Raw genomic sequence first — 26,430 nt, forward strand, 5'->3', positions numbered from 1 at the left:
TAAAAACAAACAAGGTTGCCGATGGGCAACCTTTTTAATGCGTTTGATTCGGCGGGTAAAAGTCAGATCAAAATGGTGGCCAGCCCAAGAAAAACCGATAATCCGATCACATCGGTAACGGTGGTCAGTGCCATACCGCCCGCCAGTGCCGGGTCGATATTCATCTTTTTCAACAGAATCGGGATAGAGACTCCGGCGATGCCTGCAACAATCAGGTTGGTCATCATCGCGGCAGAAATGATCCCGCCGAGCACCCAATTGCCTTTCCACGCGACCACGATGCCGCCGATAATCAGTGCCCACATCACCCCATTGAGAAAACCAATTGCGGCCTCTTTCATCAAGAGTTCACGGCGGTTGGAGTCACCGATGTGGCCCAGTGCTAAGCCACGAATCACCAGTGCAACGGTTTGGTTGCCGGCCACACCGCCCATTGAAGGCACTATGGTCATCAGGACCGCGATAGCCGCCATTTGATCCAGCGTGGCTTCAAACATGTTGGAAACGGAAGCGGCAGCAAGGGCGGCGAGCACGTTCGCGCCGAGCCAAACGCTGCGCTTTCGCGCCGATTTAACTACAGGTGCAAAGGTGTCTTCTTCATCATTCAGGCCCGCCATACTCATCATCGAGTGCTCGGCGTCTTCACGAATCACATCGACCACGTCATCGATGGTAATTCGCCCCACCAGATGGTAGTTCTCGTCAATCACCGGCGCAGAGATCCAGTTGCGTCGTTCAAACAGGCTTGCGACGTCGGAATCGCTGGTATCAACTGTAATGGCGTCATCGACATCTTCCATCACTTCGCTGACTTTCACGTCTGGCTGAGTAGTAATCAGCGCGGTGATAGAGAGCTCGCCTATCAGCTTACTCTCTTCATCGATCACATACAGAGCATCGGTGTTTTCTGGTAGTTCCCCTTTCATACGCAGGTAGCGCAGGACTACGTCAACGTCGACGTCACCACGAATGGTGATCACGTCGGTGTTCATCAATCCGCCTGCGGTATCTTCCGGATAGGAAAGTGCAGTTTCCACCCGCAAGCGGTCGGCTGCATCCATCTGTGCCAAAACTTCACGCGAAACGTTATCTGGCAAGCTACGCAGAACGTAAGCGACGTCATCGGTATCCATGCCTTCGGTGGCTTCAGCGAGCGCTTCAGGGGCCATTTTTGAGACAAGGTTATCTTTGACGTCTTCGCTAAGCTCATCGAGGATTTCACCGTAATCTTCAGGGTCGGTGAGCTGCCAGAGCACTTCACGACTTTTACGCGGGGATGCTTCTAAAAGGTGGGCGATATCTTCGGGTTCCATGTCCTGAAGTTGACGGCGGACATGAACGAAGCGGCCGTTTTCCAGCGCTTCGGTGACTTCTTGGAGGGCTTGGTGAGCTTGGTCGAATTCTATTTGCTCTGCCATTGTGACCCCCTGATTCCTGGATATTTACAATGCTTTGAATAATAACTTAATTCTATACGCAAGTAACCAGAAGATGCGAGTTTCATCAACAAATCTTGCAGTGGTCAGAGCAACGCTTGCATCACATTGGTGAATTATTCGCCTTCATCAAATTTGTCTTCGATCAGGTGGCAAATCGCGTCTAAGGCGAGTTGTGCTTGTGGGCCTTTGGCGTGAATGGTGACATATTGCCCTTGCGCCGATTCCAACATCAGCAGACCCATAACGCTGTCAGCCGCGGCGGTTTTGTCCTCTTCATTGTCGATGGTGACTTCAGCTTCAAAGCTTTGCGCCAGCTCGACCAGTTTCACAGCCGCGCGTGCATGTAGACCTAAACGATTCTGTATCAATACCTTGCGACTCTGTTCCACGGCTATTCCTTGTTGCGCTTTTCTAATCCAGTGTGACGAATTCGCACTTTGTGCCCAAGCTCGGCAAAATATTCACCAATTTGCTGAGTTAAGTACACGGAGCGATGTTTTCCGCCCGTACAGCCAATTGCTACAGTGAGGTAGCTGCGATTGTTCTTTTCCAGCATCGGTAGCCAATGTTCGATAAAGCTTTCTATTTGATGCTTGAGTTCTAATACTTCTTCGTGGCGCTCCAAAAAGGCTTTGATCGGGCCATCCAGACCGGTCATCGGCCGCAATGATGGTTCCCAATGCGGGTTTGGCAGGAAGCGCACATCAAACACATAGTCCGCGTCGGTTGGCAGGCCATATTTAAAACCGAAGGATTCAAACACCATGATCAGTTCTTTCCGTTCATGGCCTTCGACTCGGGTGCGAATGGTTTCACTCAGCTCATGCAGGGATTGATTGCTGCTGTCGAGCAGGATATCGGCAATCTCTCGCAGTGGTTTGAGGATCTTTTTCTCTTGATCAATTGCTTGATCGAGCGTGTGGGTATGTTCACCCTTAGAAAGTGGATGGATGCGGCGAGTTTCACTGTAGCGCTTGAGCAAGGTCTCTTTGTCGGCATCGAGAAAAACCACCGAAACATCGAGGCTCTCTTTGAGCTTCTTTAAGGTCTCGGAAAGCTCTTTCATGCGTTTGGGAATGTTGCGAATATCGATACTGACCGCGACATTCTGCTTGCTTTCGGCGATGGACTGAACAAAGGCGTCGAGCAGATTGACTGGTAGGTTATCGACACAGTAGTAACCGAGATCTTCGAGAACCCGCAAAGCAACACTTTTGCCTGCTCCGGAGTGTCCACTGACGATGATGAGTCGCATCGCTTAGCCGTCCTGTTGCTCGCTGACCATGATGTCGTACAACTCTTGGTCGCTTTTGGCATTGCGCAACATTTTCAGCACCTGCTTGTCGCTCAGGCGTTCTGCCATGGAGGAGAGGGTTTTTAAATGTTCTTTACACTGTTCTTCTGGCACCAAAAGCGCAAACAGAAGGTCAACCGGACGATTGTCGATGGCGTCAAACTCTATCGGTTGTTCACATTGCAGTAAAACGGCGACCGCGTGGTCAGCGGATGTCATGCGTGCGTGAGGAATGGCAATGCCGTTACCGATACCCGTGCTGCCCATTTTTTCTCGGCTGAGCATGCACTCAAACAAGGCAGTGGAATCTTGGCCAGTGTGTTCTGCAACTAGGTTGCTGATGATTTCGAGGGCTCTTTTCTTGCTAGAGCACTGAACTGCACTCTTGGTGCAGTTCAGTGAAAGTATTGTGCTAAGTTGCATGGTTAATGACTGTTAAGTTTTTCTTTGTGTTTGTTTAACTGGCGGACGAGTTTATCGACCAGGGAGTCTATGGCAGCGTACATGTTTTCATCGTCGGATGAGGCATGAATTTCGCCTTGATTAACGTGGAGCGTAGCTTCAGCGATTTGGTGAATTTTTTCAACTTTGAGGACCACTTGGATACTGTTGATGTGGTCAAAAAATCGCTCAAGCTTATCAAACTTGGAGTGAACATAGTCTTGCATTGAATCGGTAAGATCAACGTGATGGCCTTGGATATTGATTTGCATAGACTTTCCTTTTCAGTTGTGGCCTAAAGCAGGCGTTTGCGCTGACTTGAAGGGGCAATGCCTAAGGACTCCCGGTACTTGGCAATCGTTCGCCGAGCGACTTGAATCCCTTGGTCAGCCAGTAGCGCAGCAATTTTGCTATCACTCAATGGTTTGGCAATGTTTTCTGCCGCCACCAGTTTTTTGATGAGTGCGCGGATTGCTGTCGATGAACACTCTCCTCCGTTGTCGGTACTCACATGACTGGAGAAGAAATACTTCAATTCAAAAATCCCTCTGGGTGTATGCATGAACTTTTGCGTGGTCACGCGGGAGATGGTCGACTCATGCATCTCAACCGACATAGCCACATCATTCAGCACCATGGGTTTCATAGCTTCTTCTCCATACTCGAAGAAATCGTGCTGATGTTCAACTATGCATCGTGCAACTTTGAGCAGTGTCTCGTTTCTACTCTCTAGGCTTTTTATTAGCCATTTTGCTTCTTGCAAATTGCTGCGAATGTACTGACTGTCGGTGCTGTTTCCGCGTCCCAATTGGGCGTATTGCTGATTCACTTTAAGCTTTGGAATGCTGTCGGGATTGATCGCTACACTCCATTTCCCACTTTCTTTGAAAACAGATACATCTGGAATGACGTATTCGGCTTCGCTCGGGTTGATCTTGCTGCCCGGTCTGGGATCTAGCTGCTGGATAAGTTTTAGCGCTTCGCGCAGATCTTCTTCTTTGAGTTTAGCTTCTTTAACAATCAGCTTGTAATCACGGTTGCCTAACGCCTCAATGTGCTCCAGCAGAACTAGCTTGGCCTCGGTTAACCATGGCGTTTCGGCTGGAAACGTGGCGAGTTGTAAAAGTAGACACTCTTGCAGGTTTTGTGAAGCAACGCCGAGCGGATCAAATTGTTGGATGCGTTTTCTCACCGCTTCCACTTCATCCAGTTCAATGTCGCTACTGTTGAGGCTGTCTAAAATCTCTTCTGGACTGATGGTTAAGTAACCGGTGTCGTCCACGGCGTCGATGATGGCAAAGGCAATCATGCGATCGGTTTCACTGAACGGCGTAAGGTCGAGCTGCCACGAAAGGTAGTCGTGCAGGGTTTCGGTAGTTTCCCCTTGATACACGGGCATGTCGTCGTCTAGAGCGATACCGGTATTACCCGTATTCGCGCTGTAGACATCATCCCAAGTAGTATCGATTTCCAGCTCGTTGCTGATTTCGGATTTCTCTATGATGTCTGAGCTGTCTGGCAAGTCGACCTCGGCGCTGAAATCATCAGAATCGTTCCCTTCATTGCTGGGCTTGTCTTCATGGTTAGCTTGTGTCTCGTCATGGCTCTCCTCGACTTCAAGTAGAGGGTTGGATTCCAGTGCTTCCTGTATTTCCTGTTGAAGATCCAATGTCGACAGTTGCAGCAAGCGAATAGCCTGCTGAAGCTGCGGCGTCATGGCTAACTGTTGACCTAGCTTGAGTTGTAATGAGGGTTTCATTCAGTAGTTCTTACCTTGTTATTCCCAGAATCTGCCGTTGTTAATTTAATCATAGTCGGAATTGTTCGCCGAGATAAACTTGTTTTACTTGCTCATTGTTGAGAACTTGTTCCGGGGTTCCTTCGGCGATCAGGTGCCCTTGACTGACGATATACGCTTTCTCACATACGTCTAGTGTTTCGCGTACATTGTGGTCGGTGATCAGCACGCCAAGGCCGCGATCGCGCAGATGCTCAATGATCTTTTTGATGTCGATGACGGAGATAGGGTCTACACCGGCAAACGGTTCGTCCAGCAGAATGAACTGAGGATTGGCCGCCAGAGCACGGGCGATTTCGACTCGGCGTCTTTCGCCACCAGATAGCGCCATGCCTGCACTTTGCCGAATATGCTGAATGTGAAACTCTTCCAGCAGATCTTCGAGCTTATCTTGGCGTTCTTCGCGAGTGAGCTCGTTGCGCGTTTGCAATACGGCCATGATGTTGTCTTCCACAGAAAGCTTGCGAAAAATCGAGGCTTCCTGAGGAAGATAACCAATGCCTAATTTAGAACGGCTGTGCATCGGTAGGATACTGATGTCTTGGTCGTCAATGCTGATGGTGCCGGCATCGCGTGGCACTAGGCCTACAATCATATAAAAAGAGGTGGTTTTGCCCGCACCGTTGGGGCCAAGCAAGCCCACGATCTGCCCTGATTCGACTTGCAAGCTGACGTCAGTGACGACTTTTCTTTTTTTGTAGCTCTTAGCGAGATTTTTTGCTCTCAGAACGGCCATATTAGTTATTCGCCTGACTTGGTTGTAATACAGTAGTAACACGCTCATTGTGTGAGCTGTCGGCAATCAATTTCTGCTGCGCGATTTGGTATTTGATCGAGGAGCCTTTGATGACATTACCATCTTGTGACAGCTCTGCTTGGCCGAGCATTACCAATTGATCAGAAGTGACTTCGTAATCCAATTGGTTGGCTTTGCCACTGAGGGTACGACCATCATCGGTCAGTTGTGAAAACGTCGCAGGTTTACCAAAGGCCTCAATTTTATGGATGGCATTTTTTTCTTTGCCGCGAGTGACGACAATCCGCTCGGCGGTAATGCTAATGCTGCCTTGTTTGAGCGATACATTCCCTTCAAAAATGACCTGATTGCTGCGCATATCTAATTGCTGAGAATTAGAATCGATGTAGACAGGTTGCTGAGTATCCGATTTGAGCGCAAAAGCACTTGGAGCAGCTAAAACGAATGCAAAGAGGCTAAGGTGTAAGGGTCTCATATCTACCTTGAACTTTATTATACAGAGTGGCGGTATTGGTTTGCAGGTTGCCTTGCATTGCCGCTCCGCTTGTTTCAAATTGTGGGCCAACCAGCAGAACCTGCTGATCGGCGCGAAAATCGCGATTGGCTAGATCTATCTCTAGCTTGGCGGTCGCCAGAGTCTCAAAGCCCGCATCCGGCAACAGATTTTGCATCAGCACATTATCGTAAAGTGTCAAAACCTGTTTGTCGTTTAGTACCGCGCGTTTAGCGCTGACTTTCCACTCCAACGCTTCGCCGTCACGGTAGATAGCCAGTGTCGGATTCTCAAAAATGGTATCACCACTTTTGGCGTAGTGATCTAAATGCGACGATGCTATCTGGTGACTGCGTTGGCCATATTCATTGTAACTGGTGTTCTTGAGCGCTTTGCCGCTGAACATCGGCAATTCAAGATTTGGCGCCACTTGAATCGTCTGTGCTTCACGTTGACTATATAAGTAATAAGCCGACCAAGAAGCAACAAAAAAGAGCAGTACATATAGGATGCGAGCGATACTCATATACTCAAACCTTTATGAACATCCAGCTCATCGCGTGCCTGCAAAATCAGATCACACACTTCGCGTACGGCACCGTGACCGCCTTTGATTCGGGTCACATAGTTGGCACGTTGAGCGAGCAGTGGGTGACCATCGGCAACGCACACTTTGAGCGCGACTTTTTCCATTACTGGCCAGTCTATCAGATCGTCACCAATATAACCTGTCTGCTGTGGGCTGATGGACAATTTGTCACAAATATCAGCATAGGCTTTCACTTTGTCATCTTGCCCTTGATAAATCAGAGAAATGCCTAAGGCTTTCATCCGGTTTTCAACGATTTGTGAGCGGCGGCCCGTGATGATGGCGATTTCAATGCCGGCGTTCATCAACGATTTCACGCCATAGCCATCACGAGTATGGAACGTTTTCAACTCTTCGCCGTCGTTACCCATGTAGATAAGGCCATCGGAAAAGACGCCATCTACATCGCAGATCAGTAGTTTGATTTGTTGGGCGATAGCAAAAACTGTCGACTCAACCGGGCCGTATAGTGTTTCAACAGGATCGGTCATTACATCACTCCGGCTTTAAGTAGGTCGTGCATGTTCAGCGCGCCGACCAATTTACCGTGTTGGCACAGCATCAGGCCGTTAATTTTTTTCTGCTGCATCAAATTAAGTCCTTCAACGGCCAGTAGATTGGGATCCGCGACCGTTGGATGCTCTGTCATGACGTCGCCAATTTTCGCACTGTGAATGTCGATACGTTTGTCGAGGATACGGCGCAGATCGCCGTCGGTAAAAATACCGAGTAAGTGGTCACTTTCATCGACAATGGCTGTCATGCCAAGGCCTTTTTGTGAAATTTCCAACAGTGCATCACGCACCAAAGCCTCTGGGCTAACTTTAGGCAAGGCGTGACCTGTGTGCATAATATCGGACAACTTAAGCAGCAGCTTTCTCCCCAGTGCACCGCCAGGGTGTGACAGGGCGAAATCTTCGGCGGTAAAGCCTCTGGCTTGCAAAAGCGCAACCGCAATCGCATCACCCATGACTAAAGTGGCGGTGGTGCTGGTGGTCGGCGCGAGGCCAAGTGGGCACGCCTCTTCTGGTACGGTGATCTGCAGATGGAAATCCGCTAGTTTGGCCATGGTTGAACTTGGATTACCAGTCATGCTGATAATGCGGATGTCCAGCCGTTTGAGAACCGAAAAAAGCGCGAGGATTTCCGAAGATTCACCGGAGTTGGAAATTGCAAGTACGATATCACCGCGCTCAATCATACCCAGATCGCCATGTGCGGCTTCACCAGGATGAACAAAAAATGCCGAGGTGCCCGTACTGGCAAGCGACGCCGCAATCTTTTTACCGATGTGACCCGATTTTCCCATGCCCATCACCACCACTTTGCCTTGATTGTGCAGCATTAATTCACAAGCTTGCTCAAACTGTTGGTCAAAATATTGTGCCAGCTGTTCTAGCCCCCGAATTTCGGTGGTCAAAACTTGCTGTGCGACGGTGCGATAATCAAACGAAAGTGCCATGTTTACTCCTCAGCGGATCGATTAAGCGGCCATGTTCATCAATAGATAGCTTTGATAAGCGACAAAACAGATCATCAGGATGCCGCCTTCGATGCGATTGATACTGCGAGATTTGCCCAGTGCCATGACAACAAGCAATAACGAGATCGCGAGCATCACCCAGAAATCACGTCCCATCGCATGCTCGCTTAAGACAGAAGGGTTGAGAATGCCGGGCAATCCCATCACCGCAAGAATATTAAACACGTTAGAACCAATAATGTTGCCCACCGCCATATCATCTTCACCTTTGAGTACCCCAGCGAGAGAAGCGGCGAGTTCTGGCAAACTGGTCCCGACCGCGATAATGGTCAGGCCGATGACCAGATCACTCATCCCAAAATGCTTGGCAATCACTACGGCGTTATCGACCAGCATGCCAGCCGCCAGAGGAAGTAATATAAGGCCGACGACTATCCACAGGCCCGCTTTGCCGTTGCTCACGCCTTGTGGGATCTCAGATTCTTGCTCGTCTAAAAATGTATCGCCGCGCTGCTGCTCTTTTTTGCTGATCTGCAGCATGGCAAATAAAAACACGCCGAAGAGAGCAAACAGCAGAATGCCTTCGTAAAAACCTAGGTGGCTGTCCCAAAGTAAAATGCCAGACAGCACAGTGACGGCGATCATCAAAGGTAGCTCACGACGCACAATTGCGGAGCTGATAGACAGCGGCTTAATCAAAGCGGTGATGCCGAGAATTAAGGCGATGTTGGCAATATTTGAACCCAATACGTTCCCTACCGCGGTGTCGGTTTTGCCGTCTAACGCCGCCGTAGCCGAAACCATCATTTCTGGTGCTGATGAACCCATGGCCAAAATGGTCATACCGATCACTAGCGGTGAAATGCCCATGTTGCGAGCTAAAGCCGCGGAACCAAACACGAGTTTGTCTGCACTCCAGACCAGTAGAACAAGACCGACGATAAGTAGCGCGATGGCTTCGAGCATGATGATTCCCAGAAAGTTATATTGAGTTGAAGGTTTAACCGCTAATTTTGACTTTTTGAGCCAAAAAAGGGAAGACAAACAAGTAACAAATTACGACTTGAATAGGATTTGATTAGCGCTTTGCACCACGCGGCGATCTCTCGTGTATGCTTTATCTCTGCTATCCTGCTGAGGATTGCAACGCCAGTTCATGGGTGAAATGTAACAATTTTGTGCGAGTTATTTAATCGAACAGTGCTTTTAATTACCAACTAATCTGCTTATGATGGCAACTCAAATTGACGACCCATCTAACAAACACTGACAAGAGAGACTATGTCGAACCACGATTTAGTGACCATAAAAGGGCTGACTTTCTCCCGAGGACAGCGGCTGATCTTTGATCACGTTGACCTTGAGGTGCCGAAAGGCAAAGTCACCGCGATCATGGGGCCGTCCGGAATTGGTAAAACCACCTTACTGCGTTTAATCGGCGGACAAATTTTGCCCGAGGCGGGCGAAATCTGGTTTGATGGTGACAATATCCCGGCGCTATCGCGCAGTAAGCTCTATCAAGCTCGCAAGAAAATGAGCATGCTGTTCCAATCTGGGGCGCTGTTTACCGATCTCAACGTGTTCGACAACGTCGCTTTTCCACTGCGGGAACACACCCAATTGTCTGAAGAGCTGATTCGCACCTTAGTGCTGTTGAAGCTCGAAGCGGTTGGTCTGAGAGGGGCAGCGAACTTAATGCCAAGTGAACTCTCTGGTGGCATGGCTCGCCGCGCGGCGTTAGCACGTGCGATTGCGCTCGATCCGGATTTGATCATGTTTGATGAGCCTTTTGTCGGCCAAGATCCGATCACCATGGGAGTGTTGGTAGAACTTATTCGCAATCTCAATCAGGCGCTTGGGGTGACCTCTATCGTTGTTTCCCATGACGTTCCTGAAGTGATGAGCATTGCCGATTGGGTCTACCTGCTGGCCGATGGTAAAGTGATTGCGAAAGGCACACCGGAGGAGCTGCGAGACAACCGCGATCCGCGTGTCCAGCAATTCTTGCAGGGTGACGCCGATGGTCCGGTGCCGTTTCGCTTCCCCGCCCAGAGTATTGAGAAGGATTTATTTGACCATGTCTGAATTGACCAACTTTGTCTCCGGGGTCGGGCGTCGTTTTATGGCGATTTGCGAGTCATTTGGACGGGCGAGCCTAATGTTGTTCGGCGCCGTATTCACACGACCGCAACCTATAAAAAACCTGCCATTGCTCGTTAAGCAAGTTCACAGTGTCGGCGTACAATCGCTGGCGATCATCGTGGTTTCTGGCCTGTTTATCGGCATGGTGCTGAGCCTGCAAGGCTATGTGATTCTGGTCGATTACGGTGCCGAAGGCAGCTTAGGGCAAATGGTAGCACTCTCACTGTTGCGTGAGCTTGGCCCGGTCGTTACGGCATTGCTGTTTGCCGGACGAGCCGGTTCGGCGCTCACCGCTGAAATTGGTTTGATGAAAGCCACCGAACAGCTATCCAGCATGGAAATGATGGCGGTTGATCCACTTAAGCGGGTGATTGCTCCTCGATTGTGGGCAGGGCTTCTCTCCATGCCGTTGCTGGCGATGATTTTTATGGCCGTCGGCATCTGGGGAGGTCAATTGGTCGGTGTCGACTGGAAAGGCATTGATCATGGCAGTTTCTGGTCGGCGATGCAGGCTTCGGTTGAGCTTGGGCAAGATATCGGCAATAGCATGATCAAGTGCGTTGTCTTTGCTATCACCGTCACTTGGATAGCGTTATTTAATGGATACGATGCCGTTCCAACCTCGGAAGGCATTAGCCGTGCGACAACACGTACGGTGGTACACTCTTCGTTGGCGGTACTGGGGCTTGACTTCGTACTGACCGCACTGATGTTTGGGAACTAATCATGCAACAAACACGCAAAACAGAATTATGGGTTGGCAGTTTCGTCTTAGCAGGAATTTGCGCAATATTGGTGATGATTTTTCAGGTTGCTGACGTAAAAGGCTTAGGGTCAGGCGATAGTTACGCGCTCAAAGCGGAGTTCGATAACATTGGCAGCCTTAAAGTGCGCTCACCGGTGAAAGTGGGTGGGGTGGTGATTGGTCGAGTCTCTTCTATCGAGCTTAACCCGCAGACTTTAGTGCCAATTGTCACGCTCTCGATCAGTAGCCGATATAACCAGTTTCCGGAGACATCGAGTGTACAGATTCTGACCTCAGGACTGATTGGTGAGCAGTATATTGGCCTGGTTCCGGGGTTTGTCTTTGACGACGAACAAATGCTCAAAGACGGCGATTTCATTGAAGATACTAAGTCAGCCTTAGTGCTGGAAGATTTGATAGGACAAGTGCTCTACAGCGTAGGGAATAAAGAAGATCCGAAGAAGGAATAGCTATGTTGCAACGTTTACTCGCGGTAGTCGCGCTACTGCTGCTGAGCGTCAATGTCTCAGCACAAGAGATCGATAAAACTGATCCTTACAAAATGATGAAGCAAGTCTCGCAGACAACCTTTGAGCGCTTGGCTGCCGATCAAGCACTGATCCAGAAAAATCCTGAGCACCTCAAAGTGGTCGTCGAAGAGGAATTGATGCCTTACATCAACGACAAATACGCGGCACTTAAACTATTAGGCCCCAATTTGAAAGGGGCGAAGCGAGAAGACGTTGGTGAGTTTATTAGCGCGTTTCGTGCCTACTTGGTGACTTCTTATGCCCAAGTACTGACGCAATATACCGATCAGAAAGTCGAGTTTGGCCCAGAGCCGCCACTGGATGACTCGAAACGAATTACTAGCATCAAAGTCGATATCATTGATTCTCCAAGGCCGAACATCAAATTGGAGTTCAAGCTGCGTAAAGAAAAAGATGGTGAGTGGCAAGCGTTCGACATGGTGGCCGAAGGGATCAGCTTACTGTCTAGCAAACAATCTGAGTGGAATGGAAAAATTCGCCAAGAAGGCGTATTGGCCGTTGCAAAAGAGCTGGAACAGTTGGCGACGCAGCCCATCCGATTTGAGGTGAAAAACTAATGGTGCAGGCACAATGGCAGCAAATCGCTGCAGATAAAATTGCTCTTCGCGGAGATTTAGATCGTGACGAAGTGCCGTCATTGTGGCAATTTGCCCAGCATTGGAAGCCCGGCGCGACGCAGGTGGAATGCTCTTTGGCTGAGATCAAACGGGTGGATTCTGCCGGAATGGTGATGCTAATTCACTTAATAGAGCATGCAAAACGACAAAACTGTCATATAATGCTCAGTTTCGTGCCAGCGCAGTTGCGCACACTGTTTCAACTAAGTAACGTCGAAACCGTGGTTGCCGGACATATTCAAAGTTATCAGGGGTAAATTGTGGATAGCGCAAAAGTACAGCAGTTACTAGAAGAAGCACTGAACCTTGAAGAGGTGCATGTAAAAGGTGAAGGTAGCCACTACGAAGTGGTTGCTGTGGACGCTCGTTTTGCTGAAATGAGCCGCGTTAAGAAACAACAGATGATTTACGCACCTCTTATGGAGTACATCCAGCGGAATGATATTCACGCTGTCTCGATTAAAACTTACACGCCAGCTGAATGGGCCCGTGATAAGAAACTGATGTCTCTGTAAAGGTTTAGTAATGGAAAAGTTTCGTGTTATTGGGTCAACCAAGCCGCTTAGTGGTGAAGTGACCATCTCTGGGGCTAAAAACGCCGCACTGCCGATTTTGTTTGCTTCGATTTTGGCTGAAGAGCCTGTTGAAGTGGCCAATGTTCCTCACCTGCGTGATATTGATACCACCATGGAGCTGCTCAAACGCCTTGGCGCGAAAGTCGAGCGCAATGGTTCTGTGCATGTTGATCCTAGCTCAATTACTGAATACTGCGCGCCGTATGATTTAGTCAAAACCATGCGTGCTTCGATTTGGGCACTCGGTCCGCTGGTCGCGCGTTTTGGTCATGGTCAAGTCTCTTTGCCTGGTGGTTGTGCGATTGGTGCCCGTCCGGTGGATTTGCATATCACTGGTCTAGAGCAACTGGGTGCGACCATCACACTGGAAGATGGTTACGTGAAAGCAACCGTCGATGGCCGCTTACAAGGCGCTCACATCGTGATGGATAAAGTGAGTGTCGGTGCAACCATCACCATCATGTGTGCCGCGACCTTAGCGCAAGGTACCACTGTGCTGGATAACGCCGCGCGCGAGCCGGAAATTGTTGATACCGCCAAATTCCTTAACACGCTCGGTGCGAAAATTTCTGGCGCGGGCACAGATACCATCACCATTGAAGGGGTTGAACGTCTTGGTGGCGGGCGCCATGCGGTGGTCGCGGATCGGATTGAAACGGGTACTTTTTTGGTCGCAGCAGCGGTATCTGGCGGGAAAGTAGTGTGTCGTAACACTAATGCCCATCTTTTGGACGCGGTGTTGGCCAAACTAGAAGAAGCGGGTGCGCTGGTGGAAACTGGCGACGATTGGATTTCGGTTGATATGACTGGGCGTGAGCTCAAAGCTGTCAATGTTCGTACCGCTCCCCATCCGGGTTTCCCAACCGATATGCAAGCTCAGTTCACTTTGCTCAACATGATGGCAAAAGGTGGCGGCGTGATCACCGAAACCATCTTTGAAAACCGTTTTATGCATGTTCCTGAGCTAATGCGTATGGGGGCGAAGGCTGACATCGAGGGTAATACCGTTATCTGCGGCGATGTGACTCGTTTGAGTGGTGCACAAGTGATGGCGACCGATTTGCGTGCTTCGGCCAGTTTGGTCATTGCAGGTTGTATCGCTAAAGGGGAGACGATCGTTGATCGCATTTACCATATCGACCGTGGCTACGACAAAATTGAAAATAAACTCAATGCATTAGGTGCAAATATTGAGCGTTTTCGTGAGTCAAGCTAAACTGCCTTGATTCAACTAGAGCCGAAACTCAAGTTTCGGCTTTTTTATGAGCCGCTTCCCGCAGCGAATCCATTGGGCAAACTATTGTCCAAAACACATTTAGGTTATTTATCTTATCGGCATCTGGAGAACAGAATGATTGCCCTTTTACGTATCTTGGCAACCGCGCTATTTGCGATTGTGATGTTCGTCTTCGGCTGCGGCTACTGCTTACTTAGCCCGCGTAACCCGAAGCATGTTTTTACCTTTGGCCGTCTGTTTGCCAAAATGGCATCGGTGTATGGCATCAAACTGGAACTGCGCATCCCAGAGGACGCTTACCAGCGTGGTCAGCACATTTATATCGCTAACCACCAGAACAACTGGGATCTGTTTACCGTTTCAACTGCCGTGACCCCGAAGGTGGTGACCGTCGGCAAGAAAAGTCTGGTTTGGATTCCGTTTTTCGGTCAATTGTACTGGTTAACAGGCAATATCTTGATTGACCGTGCGAATCGCACCAAAGCCAAAGGCACCATAGATCAAGTGGTGGCTAGCATGAAAGCCTCGGATGTGTCGGTGTGGATGTTCCCAGAAGGTACCCGTTCGCGTGGCCGTGGGCTGCTGCCGTTCAAAACGGGGGCATTTCACGCGGCAATTGGTGCTGGTGTGCCTATCATTCCTATCGTCTGTAGTTCGACCGATCAGGTTAAATTGAACCGTTGTAATAACGGGCATGTGATTGTGGAGATGTTGCCTCCGATCAGTACCGAAGGATACGCAAAAGAGAACCTACGCGAACTGGCGCAACTGTGTCATGATCAAATGAAAGCAAAGCTCGAGAGCCTAGACGCGGAAGTGAAGCAGCGCAACACCAAATAACGATGTAAATCAAAAGAAAAGGGATGTCAGCGACATCCCTTTTTTGCCTTTAGCGTACACCCAATCTAACCTTGCGGCTTGACGATCAAGACATTGATTGGCGAGTTTTCGACCACTTTGCTCGCCACAGATCCGAGTACTACTTTGTCGATTTTCGAACGCTTATGACTCGGCATAATGATTAAGTCCGCACCGAGTTTTTCTGCATAATCGAGAATGGTTGCATACGGTTTGCCTTCGGCAACGTGTACCTTGTACACCACATCTTCAGCGATGTGCTCGCTGGCAAATGCTTTCAACTGCTGCGCCACATCTTGTTTCATTTTCTGTGCCGCATCTTTGGGAAAATACGTCGAGACCATCGACATATGGATGCCTGGCAACACGTTAAGGAGATGCAGTTCGGCATTGGCTTGGCGAGCGTGCCACACTGCCAGCTCAACGGCTTTATCTGCAAAGCCTTTGTCATTCAAATCAACAGGAACAAGAATTTGTCTGTACATGGTGATATCTCTAATTTTGTGTTCAGTAGACGACGGTGAGATAAAGGTAGCCCCGAAAACGAAGCTACCACAATTTAGGCGCTCATCTGTTCCTTGCGAGCACGGCGTTTCTGGTTACTGGCCATCAATAGCAGTATCAGTAAGCAAGGGGCAAAAACCCACTCTTTCATCGGTCTATCAGCGTCTTGCATCACCGACTGGATTTCCCAATCAAAATCGATACCAGAGGCTTCTGCCGGGCTGCCAAATTCCACCATATCGACCAGCATTTTCCCCTCTTTCTCTATCAGAGAGAGACCCATTGAACTGAGCCGCTCTTCTGCTGTGATGGCATCGTCAGCAAAAGGCAGTTGCACGGTTTTCTCGACATGTTCTCCCGTGAGGTTTTCGCCAGCAACACGGAGTTCGAGCGATTGTCCTATATTCAGTGCGGCGGTGATTTGCGTTACCTCAACTCCCGGTGAAAGAACTTTGGCGGGGTACAACATATCCCACCAAAATCCGGGGCGGAAAAACGAGAAAGTCAGTACCAGTAGAAGCAAAGTTTCCCACCATTTGTTCTTGGTTAACCACCAACCTTGAGTTGCCGCAGAGAAGATCAACATCGCGGTGATGGAGGAGAAGATGGTCAACGCCAAATGCCACCAAGTATCAATGCCCATCAACAGCAGTTGAGTGTTAAACACAAACATAAACGGCAAGATGGCGGTGCGGATATCGTAGGCAAAACCTTGAATACCTGTACGGATTGGATCGGATTTGGCGATTGCCGCGGCAGCAAACGCGGCTAAGCCAACCGGTGGCGTATCGTCGGCCAAGATGCCAAAGTAGAACACGAACAGGTGAACTGCGATCAGTGGAATGATCAAGCCGTGCTGCGCGCCGAGAGTGACGATTACAGGCGCCATCAAGGTTGACACGACGATGTAGTTAGCGGTAGTGGGCAGGCCCATGCCGAGGATTAAACTGATCACGGCGGTAAAGAGAAGCATCATGATCACGCTGCCGCCGGAGATAAACTCGACAAAGTCGGTCATCACTAAGCCGATACCAGTCAGAGTAACAACGCCGACTACCGTGCCTGCGGCCGCTGTGGCAACGCCAATGCCGATCATGTTACGTGCGCCAGAGACTAAGCTTTCTGCAAGATCGACAAAGCCCGCTTTGGTTTGCTCAGTGAGATCGTCACTCTTAGTTAGCCACGCCGTGAGCGGACGCTGAGTGATCAAGATGAATATCATAAACACCGTTGCCCAAAATGCAGACAGACCCGGTGAAAAGCGCTCAACCGTCAAACACCACACTAGTACGACGATCGGCAAGAGGAAATGTAAGCCCGATTTGATGGTTGGACCGGGATCGGGTACTTCGGTCAGCTCTGCGTCGATCTCGATAGCGCCATCTTTGCTGTGGTTGGCTGATACTTTGAGTAGTAAAACGTATGAGATCAGTAACGCTGTCATGACAATCGGCGTTGCCGCCGCGCCAAATACGCCTTTTGTCCAGCCAATACCGTAGTAGACCGCAGCGCTAATCACGCACAGGGCGACAATGGTGCCAGTAAACGACAGCAGGCTTTGTAAAAGAGTCGGGTTGTGGCGACGTGGGAGGCCAGTCATGCCTGCCTTGCACGCTTCCAAGTGAACAATGTAGATAAGAGCGATGTAAGAAATCAGTGCAGGCAAGATGGCGGCTTTGATCACTTCGACATAAGAGATGCCAACGTATTCCACCATCAAAAACGCAGCCGCGCCCATAATCGGGGGAGTAAGCTGGCCGTTGGTTGAAGCGGCAACTTCCACAGCACCAGCTTTGGTACCCGGAAAGCCCACTCGTTTCATCAAAGGAATGGTGAACGTACCTGTGGTCACTACGTTGGCAATAGATGAACCGGATACTAAGCCAGACAAGCCTGAAGCGACCACGGCCGCTTTTGCTGGACCACCGCGCATGTGTCCGAGCAGTGAAAACGCCACTTTAATAAAGTAGGCACCCGCCCCCGCGCGCTCTAGCATGGCGCCAAACAGAACAAAGAGGAAAACGAACGAGGTCGATACCCCAAGTGCAACACCAAAGACCCCCTCGGTGGTGAGCCACAGGTGAGACATTGCCTTATTGAGGCTAGCGCCTTTATGGGCGATCACTTCCGGCATGTAAGGACCAGCAAAAGTGTAAAGCAGAAAGACGGCAGCGACTAACATCAACGGTGGACCCAATGCTCGGCGTGTCGCCTCAAGTAGCAAAACCATGCCCGTTACTGATGCGATGATGTCGAATGTCGTTGGTGCTCCTGAGCGGCCAGCCAGCTCGGTATAAAAAAGATAGATGTACGCCGCAGAGAAGCTGCCCGCCAACGCCAGTAACCAGTCAATGAGGGGGATACGATCGCGCGGCGAGTTTTTTAGGGCCGGATAGGCGGTAAAAGCGAGAAAAACAGCAAAGGTGAGGTGAACCGCTCGGGCCTGAGTATCGTTGAGAATTGCGAAATTAAAAATAAATGGTAGCGGTGAAGCGTACCAAAGCTGGAACAGTGACCAGCAAAGTGGGACAAACCAGAGAATTTGTCCCGGTAATCCATTCGGATTCCGTGCGCCAGTATCGGCTTGTGCCACCATTTCTTGCACATCTTGTGACGTAGTTTGGTTCGTCGTCATGTACGTTTCCTTATTATTGATGGTCCGGTGTCTATCGGTTTCGAGTTACCAGCATGCCTCGCTCTGGCAAGGACGATACGTGTGGTGACTCATTGATGGTTATTATTTTTATTGCAGCGCAGCCTTGCGGCGGCGAGATGATGCTATTAACCTAAAATCGTGGTCAATCAGAAGGCAGGAGTTTGTTCTCCTGCCTGAACTTAGGGCGAAATTTACTTCAGAAGACCCACTTCTTTGTAGTATTTCACTGCGCCTGGATGTAGAGGGATAGAAATACCCGCTTTCACCATATCTTCTTTCTTCAGATTGGCGAATGCTGGGTGAAGGCGCTTGAAGGTATCAAAGTCTTCAAATACGGCTTTGGCCACATTATAAGCGACGGCATCGGATACGTCCGCTGAGGTTACCAGCGTAGCTGCAACACCAAAGCTTTTCACGTCGGTGTTGGTGCCACGATACATATCGGCTGGGACTGTGGTGTAAGTGTAGTACGGATTGTCCGCAACCAGCTTGTCGATCTGTGGGCCAGTGGCCGAGATCAGTTTGGCATCACAAGACGTCGTGGCTTCTTTGATCGAGCCATTTGGGTGACCAACCATGTAGATGAAGGCATCGATCTTGTTGTCGCACAGTGCTTGTGAACGTTCAGACCCCTTCAATTCTGATGCCAGTTTGAAGCTGTCATTGGTCCAGCCCATAGCGTTCATTACCACGCCCATAGTGGCACGGTCACCCGAACCTGGGTTGCCAATGTTCACACGTTTACCCGCCAAATCTTTCAAGCCCTCAATACCAGAGTCAGAGCGAACGATAATGTTGAACGGTTCTGTGTGCAGAGAAAAAACAGCGCGCAGCTTTTTGTAAGGACCGAACTCGGAAAACTCACCAAGGCCGTTGTAACCGTTGTACTGAGAGTCTGACTGTACGACGCCGAAGTCGAGCTCACCGGCACGAATGGTATTGACGTTGTAACCTGACCCTCCCGTTGATTCTACAGAACAACGGATATTGTGTTCTTTACGTCCTTTGTTTACCAGCTTACAAATGGCGCCACCCGTTGGGTAGTAAACCCCAGTCACTGAGCCTGTACCAATGGTGATGAATTCTTGAGCGTTTACTGCACCAGCACCCATTACAGCAGCGGCGATCGCACCCACTTTAACAAGTTTTTTTAATGCCATGAATGTTCCTTCCTTATTCATTATCAACCCTAAAGTCTGTGTCATGTGCTTTAGGAGTTTCCTTTTGGGAAACGGCACCTTTTCCAACGCTTAAGTTTGAAAAAGTGGCCGAATAATAACAAATAATTGGCAGAAAATTATACGATTGTTAAAAGTTGTAGCGAAAAAATCTAGTCAAATTGGCGAGGAGTAGCGCGCTTTGAATGTAATGTCACTTAATTATCAATGAGTTAAATTGCTCTAATCTGTCACAATCAAAAACGTTGATTGCGTGAAAGGGATCACAAATTCTGCCTAGCGGTGATCCCTTCCCTATAAGCCTAGTAGAGCAGAGACACGCTAAGGAATTTAGCCTGCGTATTCAAACAGGTCGCAGACGGAATTAAACAACTGCTCTGTGGTAATGTTCAGGGTTGGTGTGATGAAGATGGTGTCGTCTCCGGCCACTACGCCCAAAATGCCTTCCGACTTGCCCAGAGAGTCCAATAGACGTGCGATTAACTGCGCTGCGCCTGGGCCAGTATGGATAACGACCAAGGCTTGGTTGTAGTCGACATCCAGCACTAACTCACGTAGTGAGCTGCTGACGGTAGGAACGCCCAATTCGGCTGGCAAACAGTAAACCATCTCCATTTTGGCATTACGCGTACGTACTGCGCCAAATTTGGTCAACATGCGAGAGACTTTAGACTGGTTGATGTTATCAAAACCTTCATCTCTGAGGGCATCAACAATCTCGCCTTGAGAGCCAAAGCGTTCTTCTTTCAATAAAGCTTTAAAAGCACGGACGAGATTATCTTGTTTTTCTGAATTGCGCATAACAGCTAATATTTCCGATTCTAGTTTCATCTTGCATATTCTCGCATAGATATTCATTAAGTGCCAAAGGGAGCGTGTAATCTGCTAGAGAAGTCACTGTAAACATTTCATTAAGTGGCAGCCGAAGCTGAGATGACGTGATAGCAGGTGACGGCGTAGTTTGCTTTTTGACAGAGTGTTAACTCGTTGTCATGCATAGAAATTGTGTAGATAATCCGCTTTTTTTGTGTGGCACGCAATATGTGAGTTGCGCGAAGTCGCAAAGCGAGCGTTAATTGATTGTAATCAAGTTGTGATTGCTATAGTTTTTTACCCAGATGTTTACGAAGTACCCTACGAAAACGTTTATAAGAGATCACTCTCAAGGAGAACTACAATGAAAGTAGCTGTTATTGGTGCCGCGGGTGGCATCGGTCAAGCCCTAGCTCTTTTGCTGAAGAACCGCCTTCCTGCGGGTTCAGATTTAGCCCTATACGATATTGCTCCTGTTACTCCTGGTGTTGCCGCGGATCTAAGCCATATCCCAACGCCAGTTTCGATCAAAGGCTATGCCGGTGAAGATCCAACCCCTGCGCTTGAAGGTGCAGATGTTGTGCTGATCTCTGCTGGCGTGGCACGTAAACCTGGTATGGATCGCGCTGATTTGTTCAATGTTAATGCTGGCATCGTAAAAGCATTGGCGGAACGTATAGCGGTCGTTTGTCCAACGGCGTGTGTTGGTATTATCACCAACCCAGTGAACACGACCGTGCCAATTGCTGCTGAAGTACTAAAGAAAGCTGGCGTTTATGACAAGCGCAAACTGTTTGGTATTACCACGCTGGATGTTATTCGTTCTGAAACTTTTGTCGCTGAACTAAAAGGCAAAAACCCAAATGAAGTCCGCGTTCCGGTTATCGGTGGTCACTCCGGCGTCACCATCTTACCGCTACTTTCTCAGGTGGAAGGCGTTGAATTTACCGATGAAGAAGTGGCAGCGCTGACGAAACGTATTCAAAACGCAGGTACTGAAGTAGTCGAAGCCAAAGCGGGTGGCGGCTCAGCGACTCTCTCTATGGGGCAAGCTGCATGTCGCTTTGGTCTTGCATTAGTGAAAGCGCTTCAGGGTGAGGAAGTGGTTGAATACGCATACGTTGAAGGCAATGGCGAGCATACCAGTTTCTTTGCACAGCCAGTCAAGCTGGGTAAGAATGGCGTAGAAGAGATCCTACCGTATGGCGAACTAAGCGCATTTGAGCAAGCCGCTCTTGATGGCATGCTGGATACCTTACAGGGCGACATCCAAATCGGTGTTGATTTCGTTAAGTAATCACTCCAACAAACACTGTTATTTTAAAGCCGATCTTTACGATCGGCTTTTTTGATCCCTCTTTTCTCTTTCTGCGTATCTTAGATCGTCAGTGATCCAAGCGAAAAGTAACACGCTTTCATCAAGAGAGGAGAGAGACGATGGAAACCTGCGCCATTCGTAAAGGAATGTTGGTGGAGTGTCAGCAAGGCGTTGGCACCATATTGGCCGTTGATCGAGAAATGGAAATGGTCTTGGTGGAAAAAACAGGGACGCAGCAACAGCTCGCATTGCGTTTTGATGAGATTGAAGCGGCCGCGTCGCCGTGTAGTGAACGCCGTGAATAAAGGAGACAAAAAGGAAGAACGGGTTTCTTCCTTTTGTTTGGTGATGATTTTTGATTCGTGACGGTTACTTGCTGCGGTTGACTGCCATATGCGCTAAAGCAATCAAAGCCTGCTTGTACTCAGATTCCGGCAAAATCTCCAGCTCAGCGATGGCTTTGTCGGCTTCTTCAACCGCCTTGGCTTCGGTGTAAGCCAGTGAGCCTGCTTGATACATCACCGCCATGATCTCATCCAGACGCTCCATGCCATTGGCCTTTTCGATCGCTTCACGGATCATTGCAGCGTTTTCTTCGCTGGTGTGGCGCATCGCATGCAGTAGCGGTAGAGTAGGTTTACCTTCCGCGAGATCGTCACCGACGTTTTTACCCATCTCTTCACCATCGGAAGTGTAATCCATCACATCGTCGATCAGCTGAAACGCAGTGCCAAGGTATTTGCCGTAATTTTGTAGCGCAGTCTCAACGTCGGCTGGAGCGTCGGTCAGGATCGCCCCGATCTGCGTTGCGGCCTCAAATAAGCGTGCGGTTTTCGAGTAGATCACCTGCATGTAGCTCTCTTCGGTAGTATTAGGATCATTGCAATTCATTAATTGCAAGACCTCGCCTTCCGCGATCACATTCACAGCATCGCTCATCAGCTTAAGGATCTTCATGGATCCAAGCTCTGTCATCATTTGAAATGAGCGGGTATAGATGAAGTCACCAACCAGCACGCTGGCAGCGTTACCAAAAGCGGCGTTCGCTGTCGCTTTGCCACGACGCATATCCGACTCATCCACGACGTCGTCATGGAGTAAGGTTGCGGTGTGGATAAATTCAATAAAAGCAGCGGCTGTGGTGTGGGCATCACCTTGATAACCCAACGCACGTGCAGATAATACCGCCAATAAAGGTCGGAGACGTTTACCGCCACCACTGATGATATAAAAACCAAGTTGGTTGATTAAAGAAACATCAGAATTCAGTTGAGCTTGAATCGTTTCATTCACTTTTGCCATGTCATCGGCAGTAAGCGCTTGGATAGTTTTAAAATCCATTGTATATCCGGCTGAAGTTAGACCCTGCAAGGCTTATAGGATTCGTATAATTCTCGAATAATACACTAAAAAACATTGATTAATACATTACTAAAAGGCATGATTGCGGCACTTTTCTTTGGCGATTAGCTTTTCGCCAATTTTTTCAAAATATGGCTTGTCATAGGGGCATCCTTTCTGTAGAATCTGCGCCCTATTGATGATTAGTTTAGCGCACACCCTTATCGCACAAAATGTATGCATAGGCTGTGCGGAAAGAGCGGAGTAAAATATGTACGCTGTTTTCCAATCTGGTGGTAAACAACACCGTGTAAGCGAAGGTCAAACTCTTCGTTTAGAGAAATTAGACGTTGAAACTGGTGCAACTGTTGAATTTGATAAAGTTCTTCTTGTTGCTAACGGCGAAGACATCAAAGTTGGTGCTCCTCTAGTTGAGGGCGGTAAAGTAGTTGCAGAAGTGGTACAACACGGTCGTGGCGATAAAGTTAAAATCGTTAAGTTCCGTCGTCGTAAGCACTCTCGTAAGCAACAAGGTCACCGTCAGTGGTTCACGGAAGTGAAGATCACTGGTATCAACGCGTAATCTAATAGGAGAGTTTAACAATGGCACACAAAAAAGCTGGTGGTTCTACTCGTAACGGCCGTGATTCAGAAAGTAAACGTCTGGGTGTTAAGCGTTTTGGTGGTGAATCTGTTCTAGCAGGTAACATCATCGTTCGTCAGCGCGGTACTAAGTTCCACGCTGGTAACAACGTTGGCCTAGGTAAAGACCACACTCTATTCGCTTTGACTGACGGTAAAGTTAAGTTCGAAGTGAAAGGTCCTAAAAACCGTAAATTTGTAAGCATCGAAGCTGAATAATTTAGGTTTCTAGCTGAATTGAAAAGCCCTGCCGTTACGGTGGGGTTTTTTATTGCAGTCGACATATTCAAAACACCTTTAGTCGGTGTCTTCGATCTGTCATCTGCTAAAATGTAGTGAAATTGATTTACAGGCGAAGTAGTCGGAGTAAAAGATGAAATTCGTTGATGAAGCGGTAATTAAAGTCCAAGCTGGCGACGGCGGAAGCGGTGTTGTTAGCTTTTGGCGTGAAAAGTTCGTAACCAAAGGTGGCCCAGACGGCGGCGACGGTGGTGACGGCGGTGATGTCTACATCCAAGCGGATGAAAACTTAAATACGCTGATTGATTACCGTTTCCAGCGCTTCTACGAAGCAGAGCGCGGTCAGAACGGTGGCGGTGGTAACTGTACTGGTAAGCGCGGCAAAGATATTACCCTGCGGGTGCCTGTCGGCACGCGCGCAGTCGACATCCACACCAATGAAATCGTGGGCGAAGTGGCTGAGCACGGTAAGAAAGTGATGGTAGCGAAAGGTGGTTGGCACGGTTTGGGTAATACCCGTTTTAAATCATCGGTCAACCGAGCGCCACGCCAAAAAACGCTGGGTACTAAAGGTGAAATCCGTGAGTTGCGCCTTGAGCTGCTTTTGCTTGCTGATGTCGGCATGCTAGGGTTGCCAAACGCAGGCAAATCTACCTTTATCCGTGCTGTTTCTGCGGCAAAACCGAAAGTAGCCGATTATCCTTTCACTACCTTAATCCCAAGTTTGGGTGTGGTAAGTGTCGTGCCAGAGAAAAGTTTTGTGGTTGCCGACATTCCAGGGCTGATAGAAGGTGCCGCCGATGGTGCTGGTTTAGGGATTCGCTTTCTCAAGCATCTTGAGCGCTGTCGAGTGCTGCTGCATATGATCGATATTTTTCCGATTGATCAATCGGATCCGGTGCAAAACGCGCTGACGATCATTGATGAGCTTGAGCAGTACAGCGAAAAACTAGCCAATAAACCGCGTTGGCTGGTGTTCAACAAAGTCGATTTAGTGAGCGAAGAGCAAGCCGACGAGATCATTCAAGAAGTGATCGATGCGCTAGGTTGGGAAGATCAATACTTCAAGATCTCAGCGATCAATCGTCTCGGTACTAAAGAGCTTTGTTACAAATTGGCAGATTACATGGAAACCTTGCCTCGTCAGGCTGAAGAGATCTCAGAAGATGAGAAAGTGAACTTCATGTGGGATGATTACCACAAAGATGCCATCGCTAGCCACGATGTGGTTACCGAAGATGACTGGGATGATTGGGACGACGAAGAAGATGACGGTCACGTTATCTATGTGCGTGACTAATCGCTCAGGGTAAAAATAGTAAGCCGCAATCATCAATTGCGGCTTTTTTGTATTTACATCATTTTTGGTCGCTTGCTTTTCGGGCAGAATAGGATCTTTTGCAGCATGGCTGCATTTTGGTAAGTCAGATTGGCTGGCAAATCGCCAGTTATTAAAGGGAATTAGGATATTTTATGGCATCGAATCAAAGAGCGATTTCTCGATTGGTCGCTCAAGCGGGGCAGATGTTGCTAGCGCACGGTGCAGAAAGCACCTTGGTTGGGGATATTATGCGCCGCATTGGCATCGCGTCGGGTGTAAACGAAGTGGAAGTTGCGCTGTCGGCCAATGCGTTAGTGGTCACCACAGTCAAGAATGGTCACTGTATTACCACGACTCGCAGTTGTGTGGATCGCGGTATCAATATGAAGGCGATTACGGAAATTCAGCGTATCTGTATCATGATGGAAAAAGGCATTTTAGATTTTTCCATGGCGCAGAAAAAACTCAATGCCATCAGTCCTGAACGTTACAACCGTTGGCTGGTGGTGGCGATGATCGGCCTCTCTTGCGCCTCATTTGCTCGTCTTGCTGGTGGGGATTGGGCGGTGTTTTGGATGACGTTTTTGGCCTCTGCGTGTGGCATGATCGTGCGCCAAGAAATTGGTCACCGTCACTTCAATCCGCTGCTCAACTTCGCAGCGACAGCATTTGTTACCACTTTGATTTCCGCACAAGCAGTCAATTTTTCGATTGGTAATCTCCCAACCGTCGTGATGGCGTCCTCGGTATTGATGCTAGTGCCAGGCTTTCCGCTCATTAATGCGGTAGCCGATATGTTAAAAGGACATATCAACATGGGGATTGCGCGTTTTATGATGGCGAGTTTGCTTACGCTGGCGACCAGCCTCGGTATTGTCGCTGCTATGGGGATTACCGGTATTTGGGGGTGGATGAGCTAATGGATTTAGTACAACTTTTTGTTGGTCTACTGAACGACATGTTCTTTGCTGCTATTCCTGCGGTAGGATTTGCCTTGGTGTTTAACGTGCCACCTCGAGCATTGATCTATTGTGCGCTCGGCGGAGCACTTGGTCACGGTAGCCGCTATTTGATGCTCAAGTTTGGTATTCCAATTGAGTGGGCAACGTTTTTCGCCGCAACGTTAGTGGGGATGATTGGGGTGTACTGGTCGCGTAAATTACTGGCGCATCCGAAAGTGTTTACCGTGGCGGCGTTGATTCCGATGGTCCCAGGCGTATTTGCTTTTAAAGCGATGATCGCTATGGTGGAGATTAACCATATGGGGTACACCCCAGAGCTCGTGGCGACGTGTTTGGAGAACTTCCTTAAGGCGATGTTTATCATTGCAGGCTTAGCCATTGGCCTTGCCGTTCCGGGGCTGTTATTCTACCGCCGCAGACCGATTGTGTAGGAAGA

32 protein-coding genes are annotated in these 26,430 nt (G+C 49.0%); 15 read left to right on the plus strand and 17 right to left on the minus strand.

Going from position 1 to position 26,430, the window contains the following annotated elements:
- Positions 1–62: 62 nt before the first annotated feature.
- The 12 genes from mgtE to EWA64_RS10660 form a co-directional block, all read right to left on the minus strand.
- Positions 63–1,418 (minus strand): magnesium transporter, encoded by a 1,356-nt coding sequence (gene mgtE, locus EWA64_RS10605; RefSeq protein ID WP_039435774.1) that lies wholly within the window; start codon positions 1,416–1,418, stop codon positions 63–65.
- A gap of 134 nt (positions 1,419–1,552) precedes the next feature.
- On the minus strand, positions 1,553–1,828 hold the full coding sequence (locus EWA64_RS10610; protein ID WP_061895293.1) for an HPr family phosphocarrier protein: 276 nt from the start codon (positions 1,826–1,828) through the stop codon (positions 1,553–1,555).
- Between the two features lie 2 nt (positions 1,829–1,830).
- Positions 1,831–2,694: an RNase adapter RapZ gene (gene rapZ / locus EWA64_RS10615; RefSeq protein WP_039430682.1), complete on the minus strand. Its 864-nt coding sequence runs from the start codon at positions 2,692–2,694 to the stop codon at positions 1,831–1,833.
- A gap of 3 nt (positions 2,695–2,697) precedes the next feature.
- Positions 2,698–3,156: a PTS IIA-like nitrogen regulatory protein PtsN gene (gene ptsN, locus EWA64_RS10620; protein ID WP_061895292.1), complete on the minus strand. Its 459-nt coding sequence runs from the start codon at positions 3,154–3,156 to the stop codon at positions 2,698–2,700.
- A 2-nt stretch (positions 3,157–3,158) separates the two neighbouring features.
- Positions 3,159–3,446 (minus strand): ribosome hibernation promoting factor, encoded by a 288-nt coding sequence (hpf, locus tag EWA64_RS10625; RefSeq protein ID WP_039440371.1) that lies wholly within the window; start codon positions 3,444–3,446, stop codon positions 3,159–3,161.
- Positions 3,447–3,469: 23 nt separating this feature from the next.
- Positions 3,470–4,933 carry an RNA polymerase factor sigma-54 gene (locus EWA64_RS10630; RefSeq protein ID WP_061895291.1) on the minus strand — a complete coding sequence of 488 codons (1,464 nt, stop codon included), beginning with the start codon at positions 4,931–4,933 and terminating at the stop codon, positions 3,470–3,472.
- A gap of 49 nt (positions 4,934–4,982) precedes the next feature.
- Positions 4,983–5,708: an LPS export ABC transporter ATP-binding protein gene (gene lptB, locus EWA64_RS10635; protein WP_039430672.1), complete on the minus strand. Its 726-nt coding sequence runs from the start codon at positions 5,706–5,708 to the stop codon at positions 4,983–4,985.
- 1 nt (position 5,709) lies between these two features.
- Positions 5,710–6,204: a lipopolysaccharide transport periplasmic protein LptA gene (gene lptA / locus EWA64_RS10640; protein ID WP_061895290.1), complete on the minus strand. Its 495-nt coding sequence runs from the start codon at positions 6,202–6,204 to the stop codon at positions 5,710–5,712.
- Positions 6,185–6,748: an LPS export ABC transporter periplasmic protein LptC gene (gene lptC, locus EWA64_RS10645; protein WP_061895289.1), complete on the minus strand. Its 564-nt coding sequence runs from the start codon at positions 6,746–6,748 to the stop codon at positions 6,185–6,187. Before lptC ends, lptA begins: the two co-directional genes overlap by 20 nt.
- A complete protein-coding gene (gene kdsC / locus EWA64_RS10650) occupies positions 6,745–7,302 on the minus strand; it encodes a 3-deoxy-manno-octulosonate-8-phosphatase KdsC (protein ID WP_061895288.1) in 558 nt (185 codons plus the stop codon). The genes lptC and kdsC overlap by 4 nt, the downstream gene beginning before the upstream one ends.
- Positions 7,302–8,273 carry an arabinose-5-phosphate isomerase KdsD gene (gene kdsD, locus EWA64_RS10655; RefSeq protein ID WP_061895287.1) on the minus strand — a complete coding sequence of 324 codons (972 nt, stop codon included), beginning with the start codon at positions 8,271–8,273 and terminating at the stop codon, positions 7,302–7,304. Before kdsD ends, kdsC begins: the two co-directional genes overlap by 1 nt.
- A 21-nt stretch (positions 8,274–8,294) precedes the next feature.
- Entirely contained in the window at positions 8,295–9,260 is a 966-nt protein-coding gene (locus EWA64_RS10660; RefSeq protein ID WP_061895286.1) for a calcium/sodium antiporter, read from the minus strand.
- A 315-nt stretch (positions 9,261–9,575) separates the two neighbouring features.
- Here EWA64_RS10660 and mlaF point away from each other — a divergent pair, with 315 nt between their 5' ends.
- From mlaF to EWA64_RS10700, 8 genes are all read left to right on the plus strand, one after another.
- Positions 9,576–10,379: a phospholipid ABC transporter ATP-binding protein MlaF gene (gene mlaF / locus EWA64_RS10665; RefSeq protein ID WP_061895285.1), complete on the plus strand. Its 804-nt coding sequence runs from the start codon at positions 9,576–9,578 to the stop codon at positions 10,377–10,379.
- Positions 10,372–11,160 carry a lipid asymmetry maintenance ABC transporter permease subunit MlaE gene (mlaE, locus tag EWA64_RS10670; protein WP_061895284.1) on the plus strand — a complete coding sequence of 263 codons (789 nt, stop codon included), beginning with the start codon at positions 10,372–10,374 and terminating at the stop codon, positions 11,158–11,160. Before mlaF ends, mlaE begins: the two co-directional genes overlap by 8 nt.
- Positions 11,161–11,162: 2 nt before the next feature.
- On the plus strand, positions 11,163–11,651 hold the full coding sequence (gene mlaD, locus EWA64_RS10675) for an outer membrane lipid asymmetry maintenance protein MlaD (protein WP_061895283.1): 489 nt from the start codon (positions 11,163–11,165) through the stop codon (positions 11,649–11,651).
- Between the two features lie 2 nt (positions 11,652–11,653).
- On the plus strand, positions 11,654–12,289 hold the full coding sequence (locus tag EWA64_RS10680) for an MlaC/ttg2D family ABC transporter substrate-binding protein (RefSeq protein WP_061895282.1): 636 nt from the start codon (positions 11,654–11,656) through the stop codon (positions 12,287–12,289).
- Positions 12,289–12,606, plus strand: a complete 318-nt coding sequence (locus EWA64_RS10685) for an STAS domain-containing protein (protein ID WP_061895281.1) — start codon at positions 12,289–12,291, stop codon at positions 12,604–12,606. Before EWA64_RS10680 ends, EWA64_RS10685 begins: the two co-directional genes overlap by 1 nt.
- Positions 12,607–12,609: 3 nt before the next feature.
- Positions 12,610–12,864, plus strand: a complete 255-nt coding sequence (gene ibaG / locus EWA64_RS10690) for a BolA family iron metabolism protein IbaG (RefSeq protein WP_061895280.1) — start codon at positions 12,610–12,612, stop codon at positions 12,862–12,864.
- Between the two features lie 10 nt (positions 12,865–12,874).
- Positions 12,875–14,140, plus strand: coding sequence for a UDP-N-acetylglucosamine 1-carboxyvinyltransferase (murA, locus tag EWA64_RS10695; RefSeq protein ID WP_061895279.1), 1,266 nt, complete (start codon positions 12,875–12,877; stop codon positions 14,138–14,140).
- 135 nt (positions 14,141–14,275) lie between these two features.
- Positions 14,276–15,001, plus strand: a complete 726-nt coding sequence (locus EWA64_RS10700; RefSeq protein ID WP_061895278.1) for a 1-acylglycerol-3-phosphate O-acyltransferase — start codon at positions 14,276–14,278, stop codon at positions 14,999–15,001.
- A 65-nt stretch (positions 15,002–15,066) separates the two neighbouring features.
- Here EWA64_RS10700 and EWA64_RS10705 read toward each other — a convergent pair whose 3' ends face one another.
- The 4 genes from EWA64_RS10705 to argR all read right to left on the minus strand — a co-directional run bounded on the left by EWA64_RS10705 (position 15,067) and on the right by argR (position 20,158).
- Entirely contained in the window at positions 15,067–15,504 is a 438-nt protein-coding gene (locus tag EWA64_RS10705; RefSeq protein WP_061895277.1) for a universal stress protein, read from the minus strand.
- A gap of 74 nt (positions 15,505–15,578) precedes the next feature.
- Positions 15,579–18,158, minus strand: a complete 2,580-nt coding sequence (locus tag EWA64_RS10710) for a TRAP transporter permease (protein WP_061895276.1) — start codon at positions 18,156–18,158, stop codon at positions 15,579–15,581.
- A gap of 212 nt (positions 18,159–18,370) precedes the next feature.
- Positions 18,371–19,339: a TAXI family TRAP transporter solute-binding subunit gene (locus tag EWA64_RS10715; protein ID WP_039440996.1), complete on the minus strand. Its 969-nt coding sequence runs from the start codon at positions 19,337–19,339 to the stop codon at positions 18,371–18,373.
- 348 nt (positions 19,340–19,687) lie between these two features.
- Positions 19,688–20,158, minus strand: coding sequence for a transcriptional regulator ArgR (argR, locus tag EWA64_RS10720; RefSeq protein ID WP_061895319.1), 471 nt, complete (start codon positions 20,156–20,158; stop codon positions 19,688–19,690).
- Positions 20,159–20,534: 376 nt separating this feature from the next.
- Here argR and mdh point away from each other — a divergent pair, with 376 nt between their 5' ends.
- Both mdh and EWA64_RS10730 read left to right on the plus strand, forming a co-directional pair.
- On the plus strand, positions 20,535–21,467 hold the full coding sequence (mdh, locus tag EWA64_RS10725; RefSeq protein ID WP_061895275.1) for a malate dehydrogenase: 933 nt from the start codon (positions 20,535–20,537) through the stop codon (positions 21,465–21,467).
- A 140-nt stretch (positions 21,468–21,607) separates the two neighbouring features.
- A complete protein-coding gene (locus EWA64_RS10730; protein ID WP_039423292.1) occupies positions 21,608–21,793 on the plus strand; it encodes a hypothetical protein in 186 nt (61 codons plus the stop codon).
- Between the two features lie 64 nt (positions 21,794–21,857).
- Here EWA64_RS10730 and ispB read toward each other — a convergent pair whose 3' ends face one another.
- The gene (ispB, locus tag EWA64_RS10735; protein WP_061900851.1) at positions 21,858–22,829 is read right to left on the minus strand and encodes an octaprenyl diphosphate synthase; all 972 of its coding nucleotides are present in this window, start codon (positions 22,827–22,829) and stop codon (positions 21,858–21,860) included.
- Between the two features lie 271 nt (positions 22,830–23,100).
- Between ispB and rplU the strand changes: the two genes are divergently transcribed.
- From rplU to EWA64_RS10760, 5 genes are all read left to right on the plus strand, one after another.
- On the plus strand, positions 23,101–23,412 hold the full coding sequence (gene rplU, locus EWA64_RS10740) for a 50S ribosomal protein L21 (protein WP_000271393.1): 312 nt from the start codon (positions 23,101–23,103) through the stop codon (positions 23,410–23,412).
- 20 nt (positions 23,413–23,432) lie between these two features.
- Complete coding sequence (gene rpmA / locus EWA64_RS10745; RefSeq protein WP_004401772.1) at positions 23,433–23,690, plus strand: 50S ribosomal protein L27; 258 nt, start codon at positions 23,433–23,435, stop codon at positions 23,688–23,690.
- 154 nt (positions 23,691–23,844) lie between these two features.
- Positions 23,845–25,011, plus strand: coding sequence for an Obg family GTPase CgtA (gene cgtA / locus EWA64_RS10750; protein WP_061895274.1), 1,167 nt, complete (start codon positions 23,845–23,847; stop codon positions 25,009–25,011).
- A 173-nt stretch (positions 25,012–25,184) separates the two neighbouring features.
- Complete coding sequence (locus tag EWA64_RS10755; protein WP_039441008.1) at positions 25,185–25,952, plus strand: threonine/serine exporter family protein; 768 nt, start codon at positions 25,185–25,187, stop codon at positions 25,950–25,952.
- Positions 25,952–26,425 (plus strand): threonine/serine exporter family protein, encoded by a 474-nt coding sequence (locus tag EWA64_RS10760; protein WP_061895273.1) that lies wholly within the window; start codon positions 25,952–25,954, stop codon positions 26,423–26,425. Before EWA64_RS10755 ends, EWA64_RS10760 begins: the two co-directional genes overlap by 1 nt.
- Positions 26,426–26,430 lie beyond the last annotated feature (5 nt).

Origin of the sequence: Vibrio cidicii (assembly GCF_009665415.1) — a bacterium.
Lineage (GTDB): Bacteria > Pseudomonadota > Gammaproteobacteria > Enterobacterales > Vibrionaceae > Vibrio > Vibrio cidicii.

Coding starts and splice junctions, on each gene's coding strand:
- mgtE (WP_039435774.1), bottom strand. CDS start 1,418: ATGGCAGAGCAAATAGAATTCGACCAAGCTCACCAAGCCCTCCAAGAA.
- rapZ (WP_039430682.1), bottom strand. CDS start 2,694: ATGCGACTCATCATCGTCAGTGGACACTCCGGAGCAGGCAAAAGTGTT.
- ptsN (WP_061895292.1), bottom strand. CDS start 3,156: ATGCAACTTAGCACAATACTTTCACTGAACTGCACCAAGAGTGCAGTT.
- hpf (WP_039440371.1), bottom strand. CDS start 3,446: ATGCAAATCAATATCCAAGGCCATCACGTTGATCTTACCGATTCAATG.
- EWA64_RS10630 (WP_061895291.1), bottom strand. CDS start 4,933: ATGAAACCCTCATTACAACTCAAGCTAGGTCAACAGTTAGCCATGACG.
- lptB (WP_039430672.1), bottom strand. CDS start 5,708: ATGGCCGTTCTGAGAGCAAAAAATCTCGCTAAGAGCTACAAAAAAAGA.
- lptA (WP_061895290.1), bottom strand. CDS start 6,204: ATGAGACCCTTACACCTTAGCCTCTTTGCATTCGTTTTAGCTGCTCCA.
- lptC (WP_061895289.1), bottom strand. CDS start 6,748: ATGAGTATCGCTCGCATCCTATATGTACTGCTCTTTTTTGTTGCTTCT.
- kdsC (WP_061895288.1), bottom strand. CDS start 7,302: ATGACCGATCCTGTTGAAACACTATACGGCCCGGTTGAGTCGACAGTT.
- kdsD (WP_061895287.1), bottom strand. CDS start 8,273: ATGGCACTTTCGTTTGATTATCGCACCGTCGCACAGCAAGTTTTGACC.
- EWA64_RS10660 (WP_061895286.1), bottom strand. CDS start 9,260: ATGCTCGAAGCCATCGCGCTACTTATCGTCGGTCTTGTTCTACTGGTC.
- mlaF (WP_061895285.1), top strand. CDS start 9,576: ATGTCGAACCACGATTTAGTGACCATAAAAGGGCTGACTTTCTCCCGA.
- mlaE (WP_061895284.1), top strand. CDS start 10,372: ATGTCTGAATTGACCAACTTTGTCTCCGGGGTCGGGCGTCGTTTTATG.
- mlaD (WP_061895283.1), top strand. CDS start 11,163: ATGCAACAAACACGCAAAACAGAATTATGGGTTGGCAGTTTCGTCTTA.
- EWA64_RS10680 (WP_061895282.1), top strand. CDS start 11,654: ATGTTGCAACGTTTACTCGCGGTAGTCGCGCTACTGCTGCTGAGCGTC.
- EWA64_RS10685 (WP_061895281.1), top strand. CDS start 12,289: ATGGTGCAGGCACAATGGCAGCAAATCGCTGCAGATAAAATTGCTCTT.
- murA (WP_061895279.1), top strand. CDS start 12,875: ATGGAAAAGTTTCGTGTTATTGGGTCAACCAAGCCGCTTAGTGGTGAA.
- EWA64_RS10700 (WP_061895278.1), top strand. CDS start 14,276: ATGATTGCCCTTTTACGTATCTTGGCAACCGCGCTATTTGCGATTGTG.
- EWA64_RS10705 (WP_061895277.1), bottom strand. CDS start 15,504: ATGTACAGACAAATTCTTGTTCCTGTTGATTTGAATGACAAAGGCTTT.
- EWA64_RS10710 (WP_061895276.1), bottom strand. CDS start 18,158: ATGACGACGAACCAAACTACGTCACAAGATGTGCAAGAAATGGTGGCA.
- EWA64_RS10715 (WP_039440996.1), bottom strand. CDS start 19,339: ATGGCATTAAAAAAACTTGTTAAAGTGGGTGCGATCGCCGCTGCTGTA.
- argR (WP_061895319.1), bottom strand. CDS start 20,158: ATGCGCAATTCAGAAAAACAAGATAATCTCGTCCGTGCTTTTAAAGCT.
- mdh (WP_061895275.1), top strand. CDS start 20,535: ATGAAAGTAGCTGTTATTGGTGCCGCGGGTGGCATCGGTCAAGCCCTA.
- EWA64_RS10730 (WP_039423292.1), top strand. CDS start 21,608: ATGGAAACCTGCGCCATTCGTAAAGGAATGTTGGTGGAGTGTCAGCAA.
- ispB (WP_061900851.1), bottom strand. CDS start 22,829: ATGGATTTTAAAACTATCCAAGCGCTTACTGCCGATGACATGGCAAAA.
- rplU (WP_000271393.1), top strand. CDS start 23,101: ATGTACGCTGTTTTCCAATCTGGTGGTAAACAACACCGTGTAAGCGAA.
- rpmA (WP_004401772.1), top strand. CDS start 23,433: ATGGCACACAAAAAAGCTGGTGGTTCTACTCGTAACGGCCGTGATTCA.
- cgtA (WP_061895274.1), top strand. CDS start 23,845: ATGAAATTCGTTGATGAAGCGGTAATTAAAGTCCAAGCTGGCGACGGC.
- EWA64_RS10755 (WP_039441008.1), top strand. CDS start 25,185: ATGGCATCGAATCAAAGAGCGATTTCTCGATTGGTCGCTCAAGCGGGG.
- EWA64_RS10760 (WP_061895273.1), top strand. CDS start 25,952: ATGGATTTAGTACAACTTTTTGTTGGTCTACTGAACGACATGTTCTTT.